Source organism: Clostridium sp. OM05-6BH, assembly GCF_003481635.1.
Lineage (GTDB): Bacteria > Bacillota > Clostridia > Lachnospirales > Lachnospiraceae > Butyribacter.
Genome location: NZ_QULH01000026.1, coordinates 1 through 20458 on the forward strand (window position 1 = coordinate 1; position 20458 = coordinate 20458).

Annotated in this window: 18 protein-coding genes; all 18 read left to right on the forward strand. The window is 44.5% G+C overall.

All coding sequences use genetic code 11. The features are described 5' to 3' along the window. The first annotated feature begins 141 nt into the window (after positions 1–141). The 18 genes from DXB73_RS13155 to DXB73_RS13240 all read left to right on the forward strand — a co-directional run bounded on the left by DXB73_RS13155 (position 142) and on the right by DXB73_RS13240 (position 20438). Entirely contained in the window at positions 142–936 is a 795-nt protein-coding gene (locus DXB73_RS13155; protein WP_118691428.1) for a sugar phosphate isomerase/epimerase family protein, read from the forward strand. 41 nt (positions 937–977) lie between these two features. Further along, positions 978–1979 carry a sensor domain-containing diguanylate cyclase gene (locus DXB73_RS13160; RefSeq protein WP_118507713.1) on the forward strand — a complete coding sequence of 334 codons (1002 nt, stop codon included), beginning with the start codon at positions 978–980 and terminating at the stop codon, positions 1977–1979. Positions 1980–2001: 22 nt separating this feature from the next. Next, positions 2002–3021, forward strand: a complete 1020-nt coding sequence (locus DXB73_RS13165) for a TIR domain-containing protein (protein ID WP_182448356.1) — start codon at positions 2002–2004, stop codon at positions 3019–3021. Positions 3022–3118: 97 nt separating this feature from the next. Beyond that, positions 3119–4696 (forward strand): adenylate/guanylate cyclase domain-containing protein, encoded by a 1578-nt coding sequence (locus tag DXB73_RS13170; protein ID WP_118691430.1) that lies wholly within the window; start codon positions 3119–3121, stop codon positions 4694–4696. Between the two features lie 21 nt (positions 4697–4717). Next, positions 4718–5743, forward strand: a complete 1026-nt coding sequence (locus DXB73_RS13175) for a hypothetical protein (protein ID WP_118691431.1) — start codon at positions 4718–4720, stop codon at positions 5741–5743. A gap of 45 nt (positions 5744–5788) precedes the next feature. Further along, complete coding sequence (locus DXB73_RS13180) at positions 5789–6130, forward strand: Hpt domain-containing protein (protein ID WP_182448355.1); 342 nt, start codon at positions 5789–5791, stop codon at positions 6128–6130. A 157-nt stretch (positions 6131–6287) separates the two neighbouring features. Next, the gene (locus DXB73_RS13185; RefSeq protein WP_022025681.1) at positions 6288–6560 is read left to right on the forward strand and encodes an HU family DNA-binding protein; all 273 of its coding nucleotides are present in this window, start codon (positions 6288–6290) and stop codon (positions 6558–6560) included. 176 nt (positions 6561–6736) lie between these two features. Then, on the forward strand, positions 6737–6976 hold the full coding sequence (locus DXB73_RS13190) for an RNA-binding S4 domain-containing protein (RefSeq protein WP_118507728.1): 240 nt from the start codon (positions 6737–6739) through the stop codon (positions 6974–6976). Positions 6977–7265: 289 nt separating this feature from the next. Beyond that, positions 7266–7562 carry a sporulation protein YabP gene (yabP, locus tag DXB73_RS13195; protein WP_022025683.1) on the forward strand — a complete coding sequence of 99 codons (297 nt, stop codon included), beginning with the start codon at positions 7266–7268 and terminating at the stop codon, positions 7560–7562. Continuing rightward, positions 7559–8005, forward strand: coding sequence for a spore cortex biosynthesis protein YabQ (gene yabQ / locus DXB73_RS13200; protein ID WP_118691433.1), 447 nt, complete (start codon positions 7559–7561; stop codon positions 8003–8005). The genes yabP and yabQ overlap by 4 nt, the downstream gene beginning before the upstream one ends. Before the next feature lie 131 nt (positions 8006–8136). Next, entirely contained in the window at positions 8137–10779 is a 2643-nt protein-coding gene (locus tag DXB73_RS13205; RefSeq protein ID WP_182448354.1) for a cellulase family glycosylhydrolase, read from the forward strand. A gap of 351 nt (positions 10780–11130) precedes the next feature. Continuing rightward, positions 11131–11442, forward strand: coding sequence for a septum formation initiator family protein (locus DXB73_RS13210; protein ID WP_118691435.1), 312 nt, complete (start codon positions 11131–11133; stop codon positions 11440–11442). 364 nt (positions 11443–11806) lie between these two features. Continuing rightward, positions 11807–13816 carry a SpoIIE family protein phosphatase gene (locus DXB73_RS13215; protein ID WP_118691436.1) on the forward strand — a complete coding sequence of 670 codons (2010 nt, stop codon included), beginning with the start codon at positions 11807–11809 and terminating at the stop codon, positions 13814–13816. 17 nt (positions 13817–13833) lie between these two features. Then, positions 13834–15330 carry a tRNA lysidine(34) synthetase TilS gene (gene tilS / locus DXB73_RS13220; RefSeq protein ID WP_118691437.1) on the forward strand — a complete coding sequence of 499 codons (1497 nt, stop codon included), beginning with the start codon at positions 13834–13836 and terminating at the stop codon, positions 15328–15330. Beyond that, the gene (hpt, locus tag DXB73_RS13225) at positions 15327–15857 is read left to right on the forward strand and encodes a hypoxanthine phosphoribosyltransferase (protein ID WP_022025690.1); all 531 of its coding nucleotides are present in this window, start codon (positions 15327–15329) and stop codon (positions 15855–15857) included. Before tilS ends, hpt begins: the two co-directional genes overlap by 4 nt. Before the next feature lie 12 nt (positions 15858–15869). Continuing rightward, complete coding sequence (ftsH, locus tag DXB73_RS13230; protein ID WP_118691438.1) at positions 15870–17735, forward strand: ATP-dependent zinc metalloprotease FtsH; 1866 nt, start codon at positions 15870–15872, stop codon at positions 17733–17735. 322 nt (positions 17736–18057) lie between these two features. Next, the gene (gene cysS, locus DXB73_RS13235) at positions 18058–19467 is read left to right on the forward strand and encodes a cysteine--tRNA ligase (protein WP_022025692.1); all 1410 of its coding nucleotides are present in this window, start codon (positions 18058–18060) and stop codon (positions 19465–19467) included. Then, positions 19458–20438, forward strand: a complete 981-nt coding sequence (locus DXB73_RS13240) for a metal ABC transporter substrate-binding protein (RefSeq protein ID WP_118507723.1) — start codon at positions 19458–19460, stop codon at positions 20436–20438. The genes cysS and DXB73_RS13240 overlap by 10 nt, the downstream gene beginning before the upstream one ends. The last annotated feature ends 20 nt before the right edge of the window (positions 20439–20458 follow it).

A 20458-nucleotide genomic window follows, 5' to 3' on the forward strand; every position in this document is an offset into this window, starting at 1 on the left:
AAAGATACCAACTTCTCTCATAATTAGCCTTAACTTAATGCCATTGGCCGAAAGGTGATGGGTCTTTTTTCCGTGCGAACCTGTTATCAATAATTGCATAAGCAATTCAATTTATGCTATAATAATTTGCAAAAGGAACCGGTGAAAATTAAAAAACGGGAGCAAAATATGGGAGATTTTTTGATCGTATCGCTTGCCGAAGAATTGCAGGCGTATGAGGATTTGGCGCAGGAGTATCAGGTTGGTTTTGAAATCAATGATTTTTATGATCCGCTTGTGTTTGAAGATAAGAAACGAAGAGAAGATATTATACAGAAATATCAGAAGTCCGGGATTCCGGCAGGAAGCACGATGCACGGGGCGTTCTATGATGTGTCGGTGTTTAGTTACGACCCACAGATCCGCGAGATTTCAAAACTTCGTATGCGACAGAGCATGGAGATTGCCCAAGAACTTTCGGTGAAAGGAGTTGTATTCCACACAAATTGGAATCCGATGCTTTCTAATATTGTATATGATGATCAGGTGGTTGACGGCACCTGTACATTCGTCCGGGAACTGTTAGAAGCATATCCTGAGATACAAATTTACATGGAAAATATGTTTGACAGCGATCCGGTTATTTTGCAGAAAATATCCGAGCAGTTATGCGTATATTCTAATTTCGGAGTATGTTTGGACTATGCACATGCGCATTTATCGGATACGCCGATCGAGGAGTGGATCAAAGCACTGCGGCAATATATTCGACATATCCATATAAACGATAACGATCTGCGAAGGGATCTGCATCTTGCTGTTGGGGATGGCAGGATCGACTGGGAATTGTTTTGCAGATATTATCAAACATATTTTGAAGAATGCAGTGTACTGATCGAGACGACAAAACCGGATAACCAGCGGCGGTCGTTGGAGTATTTACGAAAGAAACTATAGAACACTGTTTTTGCTAAATGACATAGAAATGGGGAATCACAATGGAACAGCAAATAACATATAGTGCAGAGCAGATGCTCGAAGACATATTTTTATATATGAGTCAGTTGGTCGATGAAAAAGATTTTTCCAAGGTCGTTTCACTACTGACGGATCTTGGCCGTGTGCTGGCGCATTCTGAGCGCGCATCATTTTGGTACTGGGATGCGAAACATAAGCAGTACTGGACGTTAGCTGCGGTGGGAAGTGACAAGATTACAGTACCTGAGGGGAGCGGGATCATAGATGCATCCATCCAAAATAAAGAAACGATCGTGATCAATGATCCGTATCAGGATGAACGGTTCAATCCGGCGGTGGATAAGCAGACAGGATTTGTGACAAAGTCTATTTTGTGCATGCCGGTAACGAATGCCAAGGGTAAAGTGATCGGGGCGTATCAGGCGATCAATAAGCTGAATGCAGACGGAACGGCGGGGACGTTTGATGAGAAAGATAAGAAACATCTCACATTAGCGGCTGTTTATTGTGGCAAAACATTGGAGTCCTATTTGTTGGACACGGAGATTCGTATAGATCCGTTGACAGGGCTGACCAATCGCCGCGGCTTTTATGAGTTTTATGAGGAAACGGTGTCAGATCCACAAAATGGAACGGCGTCCATTATTATGTGTGATATTGATTTTTTCAAGAAAGTAAACGATACCTATGGACACAACGCAGGTGATGCCGTATTACAAAGAATAGCAGCGGTGCTGCAAGAGCATGTTGCATCTGAAGATGAGGCGGTGCGATGGGGTGGTGAAGAATTTATCCTGATGTGTATGGATTGTCCGCTTGTCAAAGCACAGGAGATTGCAGAACATATTCGAGAGATCGTCGAGCATATGTCGATCGAATTTGAGGAGCATCATATTGCGGTAACGATGTCTTTTGGAGTATATCAGCTAGACGGTGATCAGACGATGGATCAAAACGTAAAGCAGGCAGATGAACGTTTGTATCAGGCAAAAACTACCGGACGAAACCGGGTTGTTGTTTGATAGGAAAGGTGTGGATACAAAAATGGCAGAAATGAAATCTGTTTTTATTAGTTATAGTTCCAAAAATAAAGAGTTGGTTCATAAGATCGTCCGCGTGCTAGAACATATTGGAGTATCCTATTGGAAAGCACCGGATATGATCCCGGTGGGGTCAAATTATGCTAGAGAGATTCCGCGTGCGATCAGAGAATGTGATCTGTTTTTGCTAATCTTATCTAAGGAATCGCAGGAATCGGTATGGGTAGAAAAAGAGGTTGACAGTGCGATCTGTTATAAAAAAAATATTGTTCCGTTTAAGATTGACGATACGCCAATGAACGATACATTTAGTTTCTATTTGAATAACGTACAGATGATCCCATATTATTTGGGAGAGGTAGCTGCGGTAAAGAGTTTGTGTGAACAGCTGCAGCCATATACGACAGGAGGGACATCCGGCGAAGGCATCCAAGCATTTATGGATCAGACAAAAAGTGTCGAGGCAGCCGCAGGAAAAAAGTCACAGACTGCGGACAGTGGCCGGACAAATGACAGGATGGTATCGTCTAAGCCAAAATTTCGCCCGCTTAAAAATAACACCGGACAGTTTGGATCTTTGGCGCGCTATTCGGAGGAAGATGTTCCTGGAGAAATCTATACCGTTGGTACACGGATGTGTGCCGAGGGGTTATCGCTAAATAGAATACCAATGGATTGTAAATATTGCGGTGAAGGTGTAGAAAAGATTGCACGAGGCGTTTATCGTTGTAAGGTATGCGGCAGGGAAAATTACGATTATTTTCAGACGGTACGCTTGTATTTGGAGCGCTTCGGAGCAACTCCGGCGTTGATCATAGAACGCGAAACAGGGGTGCCTCGCAAAGCGATCGAACAGTTCTTGCGGCAGGAATATTTAGAGATACCAAGGCAGTCACCGATCCGTATGTCCTGCGAAAACTGTGGTGCGCCAATTCGAACCGGTTATTTGTGCGATCAGTGTAAAAAGCTGAAAGGATTTTCGGTCAACTACGGTCAAAGCGGCAACTGGCGTTCTTCGCGGTAGATATCGGGTATTTGGCAAGAGGATGTATAATGCTGAGCACTGAGTAAGTGCAAGTGTAGGGCGAGGAAAACAGTGTGTCGGGGAAGGAGTTCTGCTTATGGAGAAAATTATTTGGGTGATTGGGGATGATCGTCTTGAAATGATCGAGGCGCAGAGACGGATCAATGCGGCAGGATCAATGCGTGCGCTTTGCTTGCTTTCCTTTGAGGCGGTTCAGAAAGCCGCACTGGCACAGGAGGAGGGGGAGCGGTCGAGAATCAGCACGCCTTCTCTTATTATCTTTGACTATCAAATGGCAAAGAAAGAAGATTTTGCCAGTGTTCTTTTTCTGCGCAAGCAGCAGTCGCTAGGCGGTGTTCCTTTGTTTTTTATGACCGAAAAACGCAGCGAAGAACTGGATGAGGAATGTTACGAAAAGGGTGCCACAGTCGTTGTACATAAGCCGTTTTCGCGAGCGGGTATCATGCGTATCGAGCGAACGGCGTGGCAGCACGAGGCAACGAAAAACTACGAGATCATGTTGCAAAAACAGGCAGGAGATCTGCAGGAGGCAAAAGAGATCATTCGGCTTAATAAACAGCTCCAGTCAAGAAATCAATTGCTGCATCAGATTTTTGGACGTTATTTCTCAGATAATGTCGTTGACAGCATTTTGGAAGATCCCAAAGGTGCGGTTATTGGAGGTGAGAAGCGAAAGCTTACGGTGATGATGGCTGATCTGCGGGGATTCACCGCAATGTCAGAAAGCATGACGCCAGAGGCGGTAACGGATATTCTTAATTGTTTCTTTGATGAAATGCTGCAGTGTATTACCAAATATTACGGCGTGGTGATCGAGTTTTTGGGAGATGCCATTCTTGCTGTGTTTGGAGCATCTCCAGATTCTAAGGCACAGATTGAAGAAGGAATTACAGCCGGTATAAAGATGCAGAAAGCGATGGCAAAGGTCAATGACTATATTATTTCCAAAGGGCTGGTGCCGCTAGAGATGGGAATTGGCATACATCGCGGAGAAGTATTTATCGGAAATTTCGGATCAGAAACGATGATGCGATATAACGTCATCGGTCAGGCCGTTAATGAATGTTCGAGAATAGAGGGTGCGAGTGTCGGTGGTCAGGTACTCGTATCCTATGATACCGTACAAAACGCAAATGCGGCGATCAAGACGGACGGGAAATTTACGATACAGGTCAAAGGGATTTCCACACCGTTAAAAGTATATAGTGTAACAGGAATCGGAACACCCTATAGCTGCAATCTGGCTCACCATAAACTGGCCGGCTTTTTTTGGCGTGGTCGGCTTCAATGCACGATTCAGTGCATTGAAGATGAGCTGGTGACCGATCAGACCTTGCGCGGAAAGATTGTTTTGCTGACGCTCGATCGCAATCTTCGAATCGAATTGGAAGATAAGATAGAACCGGATATTCCGTTGTATTCGGATATGGAAATCTATTTGGAGACAAACAGGAATACCGATACAGATACGGGTGACGGGAAGAAGCCAGGGAATGATGTTCAGGCTACAGGCTGTGACAGGATATATGCTAAGATCTTGAAAAGGTCACAAGGTGTGATCGAGGTACATATCACCTATGGGTTTGAAGTGATCAAGAAATATACCTATCCCATGTATCCGTATATGCATACGTATCCATGGATTATATATTGATCTGACAAAAAGGAGACGCAAATGGAGAATGCAATGTTTGAACGGTTAGAACTTCAGAATGACGATATCCTGCAGGCATATTATATGCGCAGCCAGTCTTTGCTGTTGTTAGAATATGCAGGGACGCTGGAAGAAACTTTGGGATTTTCGGACAGTACAGATAAGCCGCAGGCAGTACTTGCACAGATGGCGGCTGCAGAGTCACCGACAAATGGCGAAAAGCTGCAGCAGGCAGAATATTTTCTGGCATTTACGGAAAAAAACGGAGAAGTGTGGATGTATTTTTACAGCAGGACGAATGCCGTTCGCGCAGTCGATCTGCTTGACAGTATTGTTGAGGAAATGGGACTTGTTAAAGGGAATGCTGTTTCCGCGAGTGGACGCGTTCCGGCAGCTCTTTTCAAGGCACATATGACAGGGATGGATGCTGCAGATTATATGGAATTTGTGCAGGGAAAAGTAGCAGAATATTTCGAGGAAGACACGTGCATCGATGCGCTGCAGTATGCGAAAATGCATGAGAAAGAGATATTGGAGATGGATCGTTACCGCAAGAAGAGGATCAGCTGGGCGTTTGTGCCGACCGATCGGATTGCGGCTGCAGGAACGAAACTGGCGGTTAAATCCTTGGAAAATGAAACAGGTATTACGATCGTTGCAGATCCGGATATATACATTATGATCGGAAGACGCGGGGAAGTATACCACATCCGAAAAGATAAATTTTTGGCGACATATGAACCGACGGAAGAACCGCTGGACATTTTTACGCAAATGCTGGATTTTATTCCGGTGGTAGAGACCGTTTCGGATGGAGGATATATCAGTATTGATGAAATGGCAAGGTTATGTTATCCAAAAACACAGGCAGTGATATGTTGCCAGGAGCTTAAGAAACGCACCAGAGTATTTTCGAAAAATAGTGAACAAGAGTATTTTTTGGGGAGACCGGGCGATTATCTGGCGGTGAGACTAGATGACATTACCGATATTTATGTGATACAGCGTGATATATTTGCGGAAACCTATGAAAAGGTTCAAATATAGAAACGGGGGCACAAAACGCAAGACATAATGCGGGAGGACAAAAGTATGTTAGAAACTTTGGAGCAGTGGGGCTGCGAGACTGAAAAAACAATGGAACGGTTCTTAGATGACAAAGAGTTTTACCAGGAATGTTACGATCTTTTCATTGGCGGAGAAGGATTGGAGCACTTGAAATGCGAACTTGACGAAGGGCGGATCACAGATGCATTTGTGAATGCACATGGAATGAAAGGAACAGCGTCCAATTTGGGACTGGTTCCTATTGCGAATATATTGAGCAAGATCGTAGAGCCGCTTCGCACCGGCAAAACAGATGGTGTAATGGAGCAATATGATCAACTGTGTGCAATATGGAAAAAGTATGCGACATTGTGCAAAAATAATTAAATATCTTTCTACATGTGTAGAATGAGATGAAAATATGTGAAAAATGCCTGTTTTTCGGACAGAATTCGTGAAAAACCTTGACAAATGCTTGTATAAAGGGTATAACTAGACTTGTAAGTTTTTACGGAAATATTAATTTTTGAGGAGGATTAAATCCATGAACAAGACAGAATTGGTAGCAGCTATGGCTGAGAGTGCTGACCTTTCTAAGAAAGATGCAGAGAAGGCTTTGAAGGCTTTTATTGAGGTTGTAACAGATGAGTTAAAGAAAGATGAGAAAGTACAGTTAGTTGGCTTTGGAACTTTCGAAGTAGCTCAGAGAGCAGCTCGTGAGGGTAGAAACCCACTTACTGGCGAGAAGATGCAGATCAAGGCATCTAAGGCTCCTAAATTCAAAGCTGGTAAGGCATTAAAGGATGCTGTAAACTAAGATTTTTGGATTTGTAATCACTGGAGAGCTGCAGAAATGCAGCTCTTTTTTCCTTTATAGGGAACTTGTCGTTTCCTATAAAGGAAAAAAGATTAATGGAAATTGCTGCCAAGCAGCGTGACATCATCGCAAAGCGCTGGTTTTGCAATTTTAATATAAGAGGAGAGAGTGAACATATGAGACTGGACAAATATTTAAAAGTTTCCCGTTTGATCAAACGCCGCCCGGTAGCCAATGAGGCTTGTGATGCCGGACGTATTCAGGTTAATGGCAAAGTTGCCAAAGCATCGCTGAATGTAAAAGTAGGCGATATTATTGAGATCACATTTGGTGATAAAGTCGTTAAGGTTGAAGTATTGAGTATCGAAGAAACCTACAAAAAGGATGAGGCAAGAGAGTTATATAAGGTATTGTGATCTTAAATCAATTCCCTGCATAACATGCTCCAAAACATCATATCGTATTGTATTAATTTCATAGGTTACATTTGCTGCATATCGGTCTTAGCATAAATAAAGCCATGTCCTCATACATTATAAAGAGTGGTTGGTAAACCGGCTGCTGAGGAGTGGTTGGATAGCCAGCTGATAAAGAGAGTGGTTGGTAAGCCGGCTGCGAATAAGATTCGTGATGTAAATATCATGCCGGCGGCAAAGTGCGAAATCACAGCAAAGTTTGCGGACTGAGAAAGGAATGTAACCTATTATGGAAGAAAGACGAATGGAAGATAAGACCAGAATGATACATAAAGTATATTTGAATGCACGCAAGTCTGCGGTATTATCCGGAGTTCGGGATGTGTTGTCTTTTGACGCCAAGGAAGTGTATTTGGAGACGGAACAGGGCGTTCTGCTGATCCAAGGAGATGAGCTGCATGTTAATCGCCTTTCTTTGGAGAAGGGAGAAATCGATATTGATGGGCGGATCGACAGTTTTGCTTATTCTGACAGGGAGGAAACTCAGAAAAAAGCAGCTTCTTTTCTGAGCAGAATGTTTCAATGACGGAAGTGATACTGGGACAACTGCGATTCATTTTGTGGATGATGTGCGGGGGAATGGCAATCTTGGCCGGATATGATGTTTTGCGTTTGTTTCGCTGGCTGGTGCCACATGGCGCCGTGTGGATCGCTGTGGAAGATCTGTTTTTTTGGGGCGCTGCCAGTGTTCCGGCATTTATTTTATTCTTAAAAATGCACGATGGACAGATCAGATGGTATGGTGTGGCTGCACTGCTTAGTGGGATCGTGTTGTATGAGGTCGGCATTAGCAGGCCGGTCCGCCGTATGCTTTGTCGGATCTTTGCACCGATACGAACGAAATTGCGGCGTCACTGTGCTGCAGTATTTCATAAACTGAAGAGAGTCTGGCGTGTATTATACTTAAAATTGCGTAGCGCTGTATCATGCTCTCAGCAGAAAACCTCGAAAAACGGAAGAAAACACTAGTAAATTCCCACAAAAATTCCATAAAATTACTATATTTTTTGTACAAATTATGTTATAATGAATCCTGCGGAGTTCGGCAAAGTGCGGACGAAGCAGGGTTTTTGAATTGCAGAAAAAGAGGAGGAATGATTATGCGGAACAGGTTTATGAGAAGAGCAGTTGTGTGTATCCTTGCACTGGCAATGATGTTATCCTTTGACGGCGTGTCTACGATCGCATCTGCGGCAAAGGCGAAAGCACCAAAGATTAGCAGCAAGTCTATTGTTGTTAAGGTAGGTTCTTCTAAGAAAGTAACCATCAAAAACAAACCAAAGAAGGCAAAAGTAACATGGAAATCTAAGAACAAAAAGATTGCAAAGGTAAGTAAGTCCGGTAAGATTAAGGGCATGAAAGCCGGCAAGACAACAGTAACGGCAACTGTTAAGTACAAAAAAGGCAAAAAGACAGTCAAAAAAGTATTGAAGGCTAAAGTTACCGTTAAGAAGAAGAAAGCGGCTGCAAAAGCAACCAAGAAACCGACTACGACGAAGGCACCGGCAACCACGAAGAAGCCGGTTGCAACCAAGGCACCAACGGTAACGAAGACACCGGTTCCGGCACGTACACCGGAGGCTGATCCGAAGCCGGCAAATGTTGTGGCTGACGGTAAAGTATCTGACAGCAACTTGACAACAGAGCACAAATCACGTTATGGAGCAGTTACAAAAGATAACGGAATGATGCGTACCAACCTGTCTGCGCAGGATATTACCCCGGCAATGGGAATGGGTTGGAACATCGGTAACTCTTTGGAGCAGACTGGAGCAGGAAGCATCGAGACTATGACAGATGCAGAGAAAGCAGCTTTGACAGATGCAGATTGGGTAAAGGGCTATGAGACAAATGCCGGCAACCCGGTATCTACGCAGAAGTTATTTTCCGGCTTGAAACGCTATGGCATCAATACGATTCGTATCCCGATCGCCTGGTCCAATATGATGGTTCAGGAGAAACAGAGCGATGGAAGTACATATTATCGTATTAATGAAGCATATTTTGACCGCGTTGAAGAAGTTATCAATTACTGCTTGAACGAGGAAATGTATGTTATCATCAACGACCATTGGGATGGTCAGTGGTGGGGCATGTTCGGTGATGCGGACTTGTCTGTAAGAGCACAGGCTTGGAAAAAATATGAAGATATGTGGACACAGATCGCTAATCGTTATATTGATTATTCTGACCGTTTGATCTTCGAGGGAGCCAACGAGGAATTGGGCGAGCGCTTAAATGACAACTGGAAAGGTACCGGCGGTACCAAGGGCGTTTTAACGCGCAAGGAAACGTATGCATTAACAAATGAGATCAATCAGAAGTTTGTTGATATTATTCGTAAATCCGGTATTAATGCGGATGGAACCAAGAACAACAACTATTATCGTATGCTTTTGATCCCGGGTTATGATACGAACCTTCATCAGACCTGTGGTGATAAGTATTCCAACAAGGCCGGTGACAAATATACCAACAACCCGACGGAACCAAACGACGATTACACGTATACCATGCCTACTGATGTAAGCGAAAATGGTATCTCCAAGTTGTTTGTATCCATTCATTATTACGATCCGCTTGGATGGGGTATTGCAAAGACATCTGCAACCTATGAAACCCCAAAGGGAACTTCTACTTTTAAGGATACCTGGGGCAGCGAAGAAGATTATGCAGCGATGGCGGAAGACTTTGAGTCGATCAAAGAAGCCTATACAAGCAAAGGCTACGGCGTGATCTTTGGCGAATTTGGCTGTGTATCTGTGAATAAGGACGGCATCCCAGAGTACTTCAAGGAGTTCTTCCAGAGCTGCCAGAAGTACGGCGCAGTTCCGGTAATGTGGGATGAAGGTGGTATTGTAGATCGTAAGGGAACAGGCAATGCAGCATATGCATACTTTGTATATGAGGATATTGGACAGGTATTCTGTGATGTTATGGGAAAAACAGTTACCCTGAAAGAAGCTGCATCGAAGCTTACTACAATGACCGGTAAGCCGGAAGATCCGGTAGCAGAAAATCAGGATCCGCTTGTTGTGGCAACCTGGGATGGTAACTTTATGCGTAACACCAATGGTTCCGGTTCTGTCAACTACGATGAGCTGCAGAAAGTATTTGGTAAAAACAGTGTTATGACAATGGCCGGAAATACGACCGGTGCTATGTTTGAAACATTAAGTACAACGACCAACAGCAATTATCCGGGCCTTAAGTTGGAAGCTTCCAGTGATACATATCGTTGGCACGCCCATTACAATTTAGTCAATGGCAAAGGTGAGAGTGACTGGTCACAGATCAAAGAGCCTGGTATTCGTATTACCATGCATGATGATATGATCAGTAAATCTGCACAGCTGCAGCTTGTATACACGAACGGAATGTGGCAGGGAGACGATACGTTTGAGTGGAAGTATGAGTCTACGTATGAGCAGGTAGAGTCAGTATCCGGCAGCGAGTATACGAAAGAGCAGATCGCAGCTTTGCCATCCACAGTGAATTACTTTAGCAAGGAAGGTGAGGCATTTAGCGATTCTTTACCAAAACTGGATGAGAACAACCAGCCAATCCTTGCAGAGACGGCATGGCAGGGTAAGGCACTTCATTTGAATCCGAAGTATCTTGCAAACGATCCGATCATCCTGCTTACATCTAACACGTATTTAGGTGTAGATTTTGTTAAAGTTGAGATCGTAGATCTTGCTTATACATCAGATGGTAAGGATTATGTGAAAGCAGAACAATAAAAAGCAGTATTTCACAGCGTTATGCGGTGACGTGCACAGTAGGCAGGCCCTTCAGAAATGAAGGGTCTGTCTTAATTGCTAAAAATGGTGATCTATTCACGAAAAAGGGTTGCGAAAACCGCATAAAAGAGTTATAATATTACTACAAAGTAAGAAGTGAGCAGCTTCTTAAAATGTACGGTTTTGCAGACGATTGAGAGTCTGCGTTTTTTGTCAAAAGGGATATACAATATATGGTATGTCAGCGAAGAGCTGTACACAGAATATAGTTCGGTAATGTATATGCTGTTTGATGGGGTAGTTATTTATAATGATTCCCTGCGGTGATAAGTATGTGGAGGTGGTTGTAAGATGTCAGCGAGTCGTGGCAAGCGACGAGGGAAAAAGAAATTGAGTCCGTTCACGTTAGCGGGCGTCATTGTACTTTGCCTTGTACTGTGCGGTACAGTTACATATAAGACCGCTACACTGAAATCACAAAGTAAGTCTTATCAGAAGCAGATTGAACAGCTTAAAGAGCAAAAGTCCGAACTTAAAGATGAGCAAGCTGAGATTAAAGAGTTTAAGAAGCATGCTAAGACAGATGATTACGTGGAGGAGATTGCAAGAGAGAAATTAGGGCTTGTACATAAAGGGGAGATTGTATTTAAGCCTGAGAAGTAAAAACAAGATCATGTATAGGGTTTACTGATTAGAAAGCAATGATCTTGAATGATTTCGAATTCTACGCCTTCATTTATATTAACCGATTTTCGTGAAGCATTTGCAAAAGGGGTGTTTTGTAAATGCGGAACGGAATAGGATCCAAAACAGGGAAAGCCGGTTCTGCGTGAGCCGGCTTTTTCTGTTGCCCTTATTTTAGAAAATGAAGCAGCGTCGTTTCGAAGGGTGCGGTGTCGATTTCTTTTTTTTCGTGGTACTGAGATTTGACAAAATTTGCAACTATTGTTTCCTATACTTTGTCTCACGCTGTTCGGGACAGGCAGTCTGATCCCGAAAAATCAGGCAAGATAAGGAGTAGTGTGCAATGAAAACAATTCAGAAAAAAATGTTAGTGCAGGTGTTGCTCGGCTTTTTGCTGGGAAGAGTGTCTATTTACGGAATGAATCCGGTGGCGCCTGCCTTTTTTGCGGCAGGATTTGCAGAGGGTGGAGCTGTATTACCGGTTGCCATTACCATATTACTGGGGATGAGTACCGTATTTGCATTGGACACAGTGTTGGCGTATGGGGCCGGAATGTTAGCGCTGTGGCTGGCTGCAGACTTTTTGAAAAGGCGGAGGATAACGGTAAAGATGGGACATGCCGCCTTTTTGTTGGCAGCGGCAACATGGGTCATGTCGGGAACAAGGTATTTACTTGTGCCGTATAGTGGAACAAGTATTTTTTTGGCAACGCTTGAAGCAGTATTGATGCTTGCTGTCACAAGAATTTTTCATGGAGGTATTGTGTATTTGCTGCATGGGACCAGAGAATCGCGACCGGGCAAAGAGGAGGTCATCAGTTTGGGGGTCCTTGCAGGGGCCGCATTATGGGGATTTCCGCGGGAGTCGTTTACAAAGCTATCTTTGACGGAAATTATGATCTGGATACTGCTTGCATTTACAGGGTATTTAGTGGGATTGTATCTGCATCCGATGGAAAGTGGCAATGAATGGAAAGAGCTTATGAAGCACAGACTCCATGAATTTTCAGATTCGTTTCAAAAATTATCCAAAGCATTAGCTAATCAGTCAGATAAGCAGTTTCGTATGACGAGGCATGAGATGCGCGAGTTTATGGATGGCATTTCTGAACAGGTCTGTGATCGGTGTGAAAATCGCGAAAATTGTATGGGACAGTTGGAGCTTGCAAGCTCAGAGATGTTTGGAACCTTGCTGTTAGCACAGGAACAGGGGATATTAGTGCCCGAACAAATGCCGGCACGTTTTCTGCGGGAGTGCATACATTTAGAGCGTTTTGTTTCGGAGACAAATCAAAATCTGCAGATGGCACGTATGATGATGGGCGTACAAAATAAAATGTCGGAGAATAGACAGGTCATTGCAGGACAGATGGAGGAAGTTGGCAAATTGGTAGGCGGATTGGCAGAAGAGATGGAACGCACAAGAGATCTTCCGGCAGATGCTGCAGGAAAGGTAGGCAAGAAACTGCAGGCAAAACGGGTAAAAGCGCTGGGGATCATGTTTTACGAGAAAAGGGATGGAAGGCTGGAAATACATATGCGTGCGCGCACTGTGCGTGGCCGGCTGGTTACTGCCAAAGAGGTTGCTGCCGTATTGCAGGAAGTGCTCCAAAAACCGATTCGTGTAGGAGAGCAGTCCAGGCAGATCGTCAGCCGTGATATGACATATTTTGTGTTTGAAGAGGATACGCCGTTGGTGGCGGAAGCGGGTGTTTCCAGAAGAGTCAAGGATGGTGAAGAAGTATCCGGAGATGTATTTACCTGTTTGCCTTTACCAAGCGGGGAGATGCTTATTGCATTATCTGATGGCATGGGGAGTGGGCAGGATGCTTTTTCGGAGAGCAGTCTGGTGATCGAGTTATTGGAGCAGATGGCGGAGGCCGGATTTTCGCAGACTTCTGCACTTAAACTGATCAATTCCGTGTATTTATCCTGTGAGGAAACAGAGCGCTATGTGACGGCAGATATTTTGGTGCTGAACCTATATAAAAAGCATTGTCAGTTGTTAAAAAACGGTGCAACAGCTACTTATCTGTATCATGAGGGGGAGATTACATGTGTCGAAGGCCAGGCGCTGCCGATCGGAGCCGGAAAGGATGTAATCCCGTATACAAGAAAAATGGACATATCTGCAGGGGATTATGTTATAATGATGACAGATGGCGTAGCAGATATGCTGCCCGGTATGGAACACGGGCTGGCCGGATTTATGGAACAGTGGCAGGGACGCCCCCCGGAAGAAATCGCAGATGCATTATTAGAAGAAGCAATCTGTGAGTGTGGCGGCAGTGTGCCGGACGATATGAGTGTGATCGTTACGGAAATCAGTGATAATTTGCGGACACAGAAATAGAGAGGATAGAGCAAAACGTGAAGAAAGTATACGATACGATAAATCAATATTGCGTAGAACATGAGCTGTTAACGAACGGAGACGGCATTGTGATCGGTTTATCCGGTGGGATGGATTCGGTATGCCTGCTGCAGGTATTAGCTGCACTAAGAAATGAGTGGCAGCTTCGGCTTGTCTGCGTACACGTACACCACGGGATCCGAGGAACGGCAGCAGATGAAGATGCGGCTTTTGCACAGAGACTGGCAGCTAAATATAACATTTCTTTTCGACTATATGAAATGGATATTCCACAGCTTGCCAAAGAACAGGGATTATCGGAGGAAGAGGCAGGCCGTAATTACCGTTACCGGTGTTTTGAAGAAGTGCGAAAAGAACTGAATTTTGACAAAATTGCAGTAGCGCATCATCGAGATGATCAGGCTGAGACTGTTCTATGGCAGATCTTGCGGGGGAGTGGTTTGCGGGGCGTGTGCGGAATGCGCGCCGGGCGCGCTAATATTATTCGACCGTTATTGTGTCTGGATCGACAGCAGATTGAGCAGATAGTCCGGGGAAACGGGGACGGTTGGAGAGAGGATGCCACCAATCGAGAAGAAAAATACACGCGTAATAAGATCCGTAACCGGGTATTTCCTTATATAGAGCAGGAAATACAGCCGATGGCGCGCAGACATTTGGTGGAACTGGCAGAAGATTGTCAAAGAGCGTGGGATTATATAGAGCGTCAAATGTTGGAACAATATGAACGCTTGGTATATCGTGATGGAGATACCTTTTGTTTTTCCGTGGATGAGTGGAAACAGGTCGATCCATATTTGCAGGGACAACTGTTGATGCATATAATGGAACAGGTCTGTGGAAGCCGAAAGGATATCGGCAGAGTGCATGTTGATGCACTGCTTCGGCTGGCAGAAGGCGCGACCGGCAAACGGCTGGATCTTCCATATCACATGCGAGCAGGCAAAGATTACGACAAGATATGGATCCGGGTTGACATGCAGTCCAATGTGCATCGCAATACGCTGATTCCGCTACGGTTCGATGAGCGGACCGTGTTACAGGATTCGAACGGACAGGAGATGGTAATTACGTTACGGCTGACACAGCGAGATGATTTGCCACAAAATGTTCCGAAAAATGACTGTACGAAATGGTTTGATTGTGATAGAATGTATGCTGATGTTTTGGCTGATCCGACAGAGAAAGAGGCGGATCGCGGACATTTTGATAGAGACAACGGACCGGTTTGGCGGTTCCCGCAAGAAGGAGATTACTTACAGTTGACGGGCGCAGGCGGGACGAAGACACTGGCGCGTATCTTTATCGATGCTAAAATCTCGGTTGACAAAAGAGGCAGTATACCGGTACTTGCAATGGGAAAACATATTATCTGGATTCCGGAGCTTGGACGTGTAAGTGCTGCTTTTTACGTGACAGAGGCAACAAAACACATTATTACAGCGCAGTTAGCGCACAATATCCAGACGAAGGAGAAAGGTGGAGTATCATGAAAGAAGTTATTCATGAAATGTATAGTAAGGAACAAATTGATCAGATGGTAACGGAGATCGCAACACGCATCAATAAGGATTATGAGGGAAAGCAGATCCATATGATTTGTATTTTGCGTGGCAGTGTCTTTTTTTGCGCAGATCTTGCTAAGAAAATTACCGTGCCGGTTTCTATGGATTTTATGGCAGCATCCAGCTATGGAAATGAGGTCAAAAGTTCCGGACAATTGATGATCACGAAAGACCTTGACGATGATATTGATGGTCGTCACTGCCTGATCGTGGAAGATATTATCGATTCAGGAAACACACTATCTAAAATTTGTGGACTGCTTGCAGCACGCAATCCTGCCAGCCTGAAGATTGCCACATTGTTGGATAAACCGGATCGTAGAGAAGTAGATGTAGAGGTAGATTACACTGGTTTTGTCGTTCCAGACAAATTCATCGTAGGCTATGGACTCGATTATGCACAGAAATATCGTAATCTTCCTTATCTGGGTGAGGTGGAATTTGTAGACGAATAAAAGGAGATGTTCATGAACAGACAGATGAGATCAGGTGGAGCTGGTTTTTACGTGCTCGTACTCGCGATCATTGGAATTGCGATGTATATTTCGAGTATTATGACTAGCAGCACCAGCAGTCAGTATAATGTGGAAGACTTCAAGCAGGATGTGAAAGCAGGTAAGGTCACTTCCGTGGAGATCACGCCGAATGAGGAAACACCGACAGGTGTTGTGCGTGCAAATTATGAGAACAAGCGAAGTAAACATTTTAATTGTACTGACATAAAAGATGTAGAAGAGATTATAAAAACAGACAGCAAACTTGCACAAAATTATGTTATCAACGACGTGGATAAACCGTCTTGGATCATTACCGTATTGCTGCCGTGTGGATTTGGATTAGTAGCGTTGTTTTTGCTGTTTACCTTTTTGTCCGCACAGACAGGTGGAGGAGCCGGAGCAAGTGGCTCGAAGATGATGGATTTCGGTAAGAGCCGGGCAACCAGGATCGACCCGGATTCTCCAAATGCAAAGAAGTTTATTGATGTTGCCGGCCTTAAAGAAGAGAAAGAGGAATTAGAAGAGATTGTAGATTTCTTGGATAAACCGGCAAAATATACCGATGTAGGAGCAAGAATCCCAAAAGGAATCCTGATGGTAGGCCCTCCGGGAACCGGTAAAACGCTGCTTGCCAAAGCAGTGGCAGGAGAGGCAGGAGTACCATTCTTTAGTTTGTCGGGTTCTGATTTTGTGGAAATGTTTGTTGGTGTCGGCGCGTCCCGTGTGCGTGACTTATTTGCAGAAGCGAAGAAGAATGCACCGTGTATCATCTTTATTGATGAGATTGATGCTGTAGCCCGCAAGCGTGGTTCCGGCTTAGGCGGTGGACACGATGAGCGTGAGCAGACCTTGAACCAGATGTTGGTTGAGATGGATGGTTTTGGCGTCAATGAGGGGATCATTGTAATGGCGGCAACGAACCGCGTGGATATTTTGGATCCTGCGATTTTGCGACCGGGACGTTTTGACCGTCAGGTAACGGTTGGCAGACCGGATGTGCGTGGTCGCGAGGAAATATTACGTGTACATGCGCGTGGCAAGACACTTGGCGACGATGTTGATCTGAGCAAGATCGCACACACGACGATCGGCTTTACCGGAGCAGATCTGGAGAACTTGTTAAACGAGGCTGCGATCGCCTGTGCCAAGGATGGACGCAGTTTCATTTCGCAGGAAGATGTAGATAAATCCTTTATCAAGCTTGGTATTGGTAAAGAGAAGAAGAGCCGTATCGTATCCGAACACGATCGTAAGATCACAGCATACCATGAGGCGGGTCATGCAATCCTGTTCCATGTATTGCCGGATGTGGGACCGGTTCACATTGTATCGATCATCCCAACAGGAAGTGGTGCCGGCGGTTATACAATGCCGATTTCCGAGAAGGACGATATGTATTTGACCAAGGGCAAGATGCTGCAGGATATTACGGTCAGTCTCGGTGGCCGGATCGCAGAGTCACTTGTGTTGGATGATATTACGACGGGAGCTTCACAGGATATTAAGCAGGCAACCGAGCAGGCTAAGGCAATGGTTACCAAATACGGATTTACGAAAAATGTCGGCATGATCAATTATGCGGGCGAGGACGAAGTATTTGTTGGCCGAGAGATTGGTCAGTCGAGCCGCGGATATAGCGAGGATGTTGCGAAGAAGATTGACGAGGAAGTGAAGTCGATCATTGATAGCTGCTATGAGCGTGCAGAGGAAATCCTCAAAGAAAATATGGAAGTTTTGCATAAATGTGCCGCTCTGTTGCTTGAAAAAGAACGCATTGATCGTGAAGAATTTGAAAAATTATTTGCGGGCGAAGAGCAGACAGTACCGGAGAATTGATGAAAAGTTACAAAAACAGGTTGGTTTCCCCAGAGATTTTGGGAAAATTGACCTGTTTTTTATTGCTTGTTCTCAAAATGCACAAAAACTTTTTCAAATTTCTGTCAAGTTTGTGCACACTTAACTGCGATCCACTGCTATACTAACCATCGTAAACCCCAATACATTATATAGTTTTTGCTACACCCCATAAGTAACAAAAATACCTTCTCCAAAAAGGATAGTCGTGCGTTGACTGTCCTTTTTATTTGTATTGCAATATTGAGTATTATCTTGTAAAGTATAGATGGCATGGAATTAAGAAGAGCAGGAGGGACAGAACATGCGACCAGTAAATTTATACAATACATTAACTAAAAAAATTGATGAATTTCATCCGAACGTTCCGGGTAAAATAAACATGTATACATGCGGACCAACCGTGTATCATTTTGCGCACATTGGAAATCTTCGCAGTTATATTATGGAAGATGTTTTGGAAAAGTATCTGCGTTATGCCGGATATGATGTAAAGCGTGTTATGAATATTACCGATGTCGGTCATTTGACAAGTGATGCAGACAGCGGGGAAGATAAGATGTTAAAAGGTGCTAAGCGCGAGCACAAAACAGTGATGGAGATTGCTGAGTTTTACCGCAAGGCATTCTTTGAGGACTGCGCCAAGTTAAATATCAAGACTCCGGACGTCGTTGAGCCGGCAACAAACTGTATTCCGGAGTTTATTCATATGATCGAGAAGCTGCTTGACGATGGTTATGCTTATGTAGCAGGCGGCAATGTATATTTTGACACATCGAAGCTGAAAGAATATTATGTCTTATCCAATCAGAAAGAGGAAGAGCTGATGGTTGGTGCCAGAGATGATGTGGAAGAGGATGAAAACAAACGAAGCAAAACAGATTTCGTATTGTGGTTCACCAAGTCAAAATTTGACGATCAGGAGTTGAAATGGGACAGCCCTTGGGGAGTCGGTTATCCGGGCTGGCATATTGAGTGTTCCTGCATCAGCATGAAGCATTTGGGTGAATATTTGGATATCCATTGTGGCGGCGTTGATAATATTTTTCCGCATCATACAAATGAAATTGCGCAGAGTGAAGCTTATACCGGACATAAATGGTGTAACTACTGGTTTCATGTACAACACCTGAACGACAAGCGTGGTAAGATGAGTAAATCGGCAGGTGGCTTTTTGACCGTGTCATCTCTGGAAGAGCAAGGTTACAACCCGCTGGTTTACCGTATGTTCTGTCTACAGTCACATTATCGCAAACCGCTGGTATTTAGTTACGAAGTATTGGATAATGTGAAAATCGCATACGAAAAGTTACAAAAACGGATCGCGGCTTTGTCCAAAGAAGGTGAAGTGGATCAGGACGTTTTTGCTGCATATCAGGATAAATTTGCAGAAGCCATGGGAAGCGATATTAATACTTCTCAGGCGCTTACCGTATTGTATGATGTACTCAAGGCAGATACCAATGATGCAACCAAACGTGCGCTGATCGAGGATTTTGATCAGGTATTGTCTTTGGGACTGCTTGCGGAAGAAGAGGGAGAGACTGGCGCAGATCCGGAGCTTGTTGCTTGGATCGAGGAAAAGATCGCAGAGCGTAAAGCAGCTAAGAAGGAAAAAGATTTTGCGAAAGCAGATGCGATCCGTCAGGAGCTTTTGGACAAGGGAATCGAAGTAAAGGACACAAGGGAAGGAACCGTTTGGACATGTCTATAACTAAAAAATGGCTTGCCTTTTGCCTGGCGGTCTGCATGATCATGCCACTTGTGGCGGGTTGTGGTGAGATCGCAACGAAAAAGGAAGATGGGAAACTGCACATTGTCACTACGGTATTTCCGTATTATGATTTTGCAAAACAGATTGGTGGCGATCGTGTGTCGGTAGATCTGATCGTTCCTGCCGGAATGGATACACACTCATTTGAACCGACTGCCAAAGATATGGTGACGATCGGTGAAGCGGATGTATTTATCTACAATGGTGGAACAATGGAAAGCTGGGTGCCAAAGGTATTAGAAGCGGCAGAAGGCAAAAATATAACAACGCTGCGAATGATGGATCATGTCAAGGTTGTTGACGAGGAAATAGTGGAAGGCATGCAGGAAGAAGAACATGAGCATGAGCATGCAGATGGTGATCACGACGATGCGGAGGAGACGGAGCAGGATGAGCATATATGGACTGCACCGCTTAACTGTGTCAAGCTTGTCGATGAGATTGCAGCTGCTTTTGCAAAGGCAGATCCGGATCATTCACAGGAATACCTGAACCGCGCAGAGCAATATACTGCACAGTTAAAGGATTTGGACATGCAGATCCGTCAGATCGTCGCAGGAGCAAAACACAAAGAGATGGTCTTTGGAGACCGCTTTCCGCTGCGATATTTTACAGACGCCTATGGACTGACATACCGTGCCGCATTCCCGGGATGCAGCAGCGATATGGAGCCAAGTGCGGATACGATCGCTTATTTGATCGATCGTATCAAACAGCAGCATATTTCAGTTGTGCTGCAGGTAGAGATGAGCAGTTCCAAAGTTGCTGATACGATCGCGGAGGCGACCGGGGCAAAAGTGGAAACCTATCAGTCTTGTCATACCGTATCCAAGAAACAATTTGATGCGGGAGTAACGTATTTGTCATTAATGCAGGAGAATCTGCAAGTATTAAAAGACTGCCTCAATTAAGGCAGTCTTTTTGCATTGCA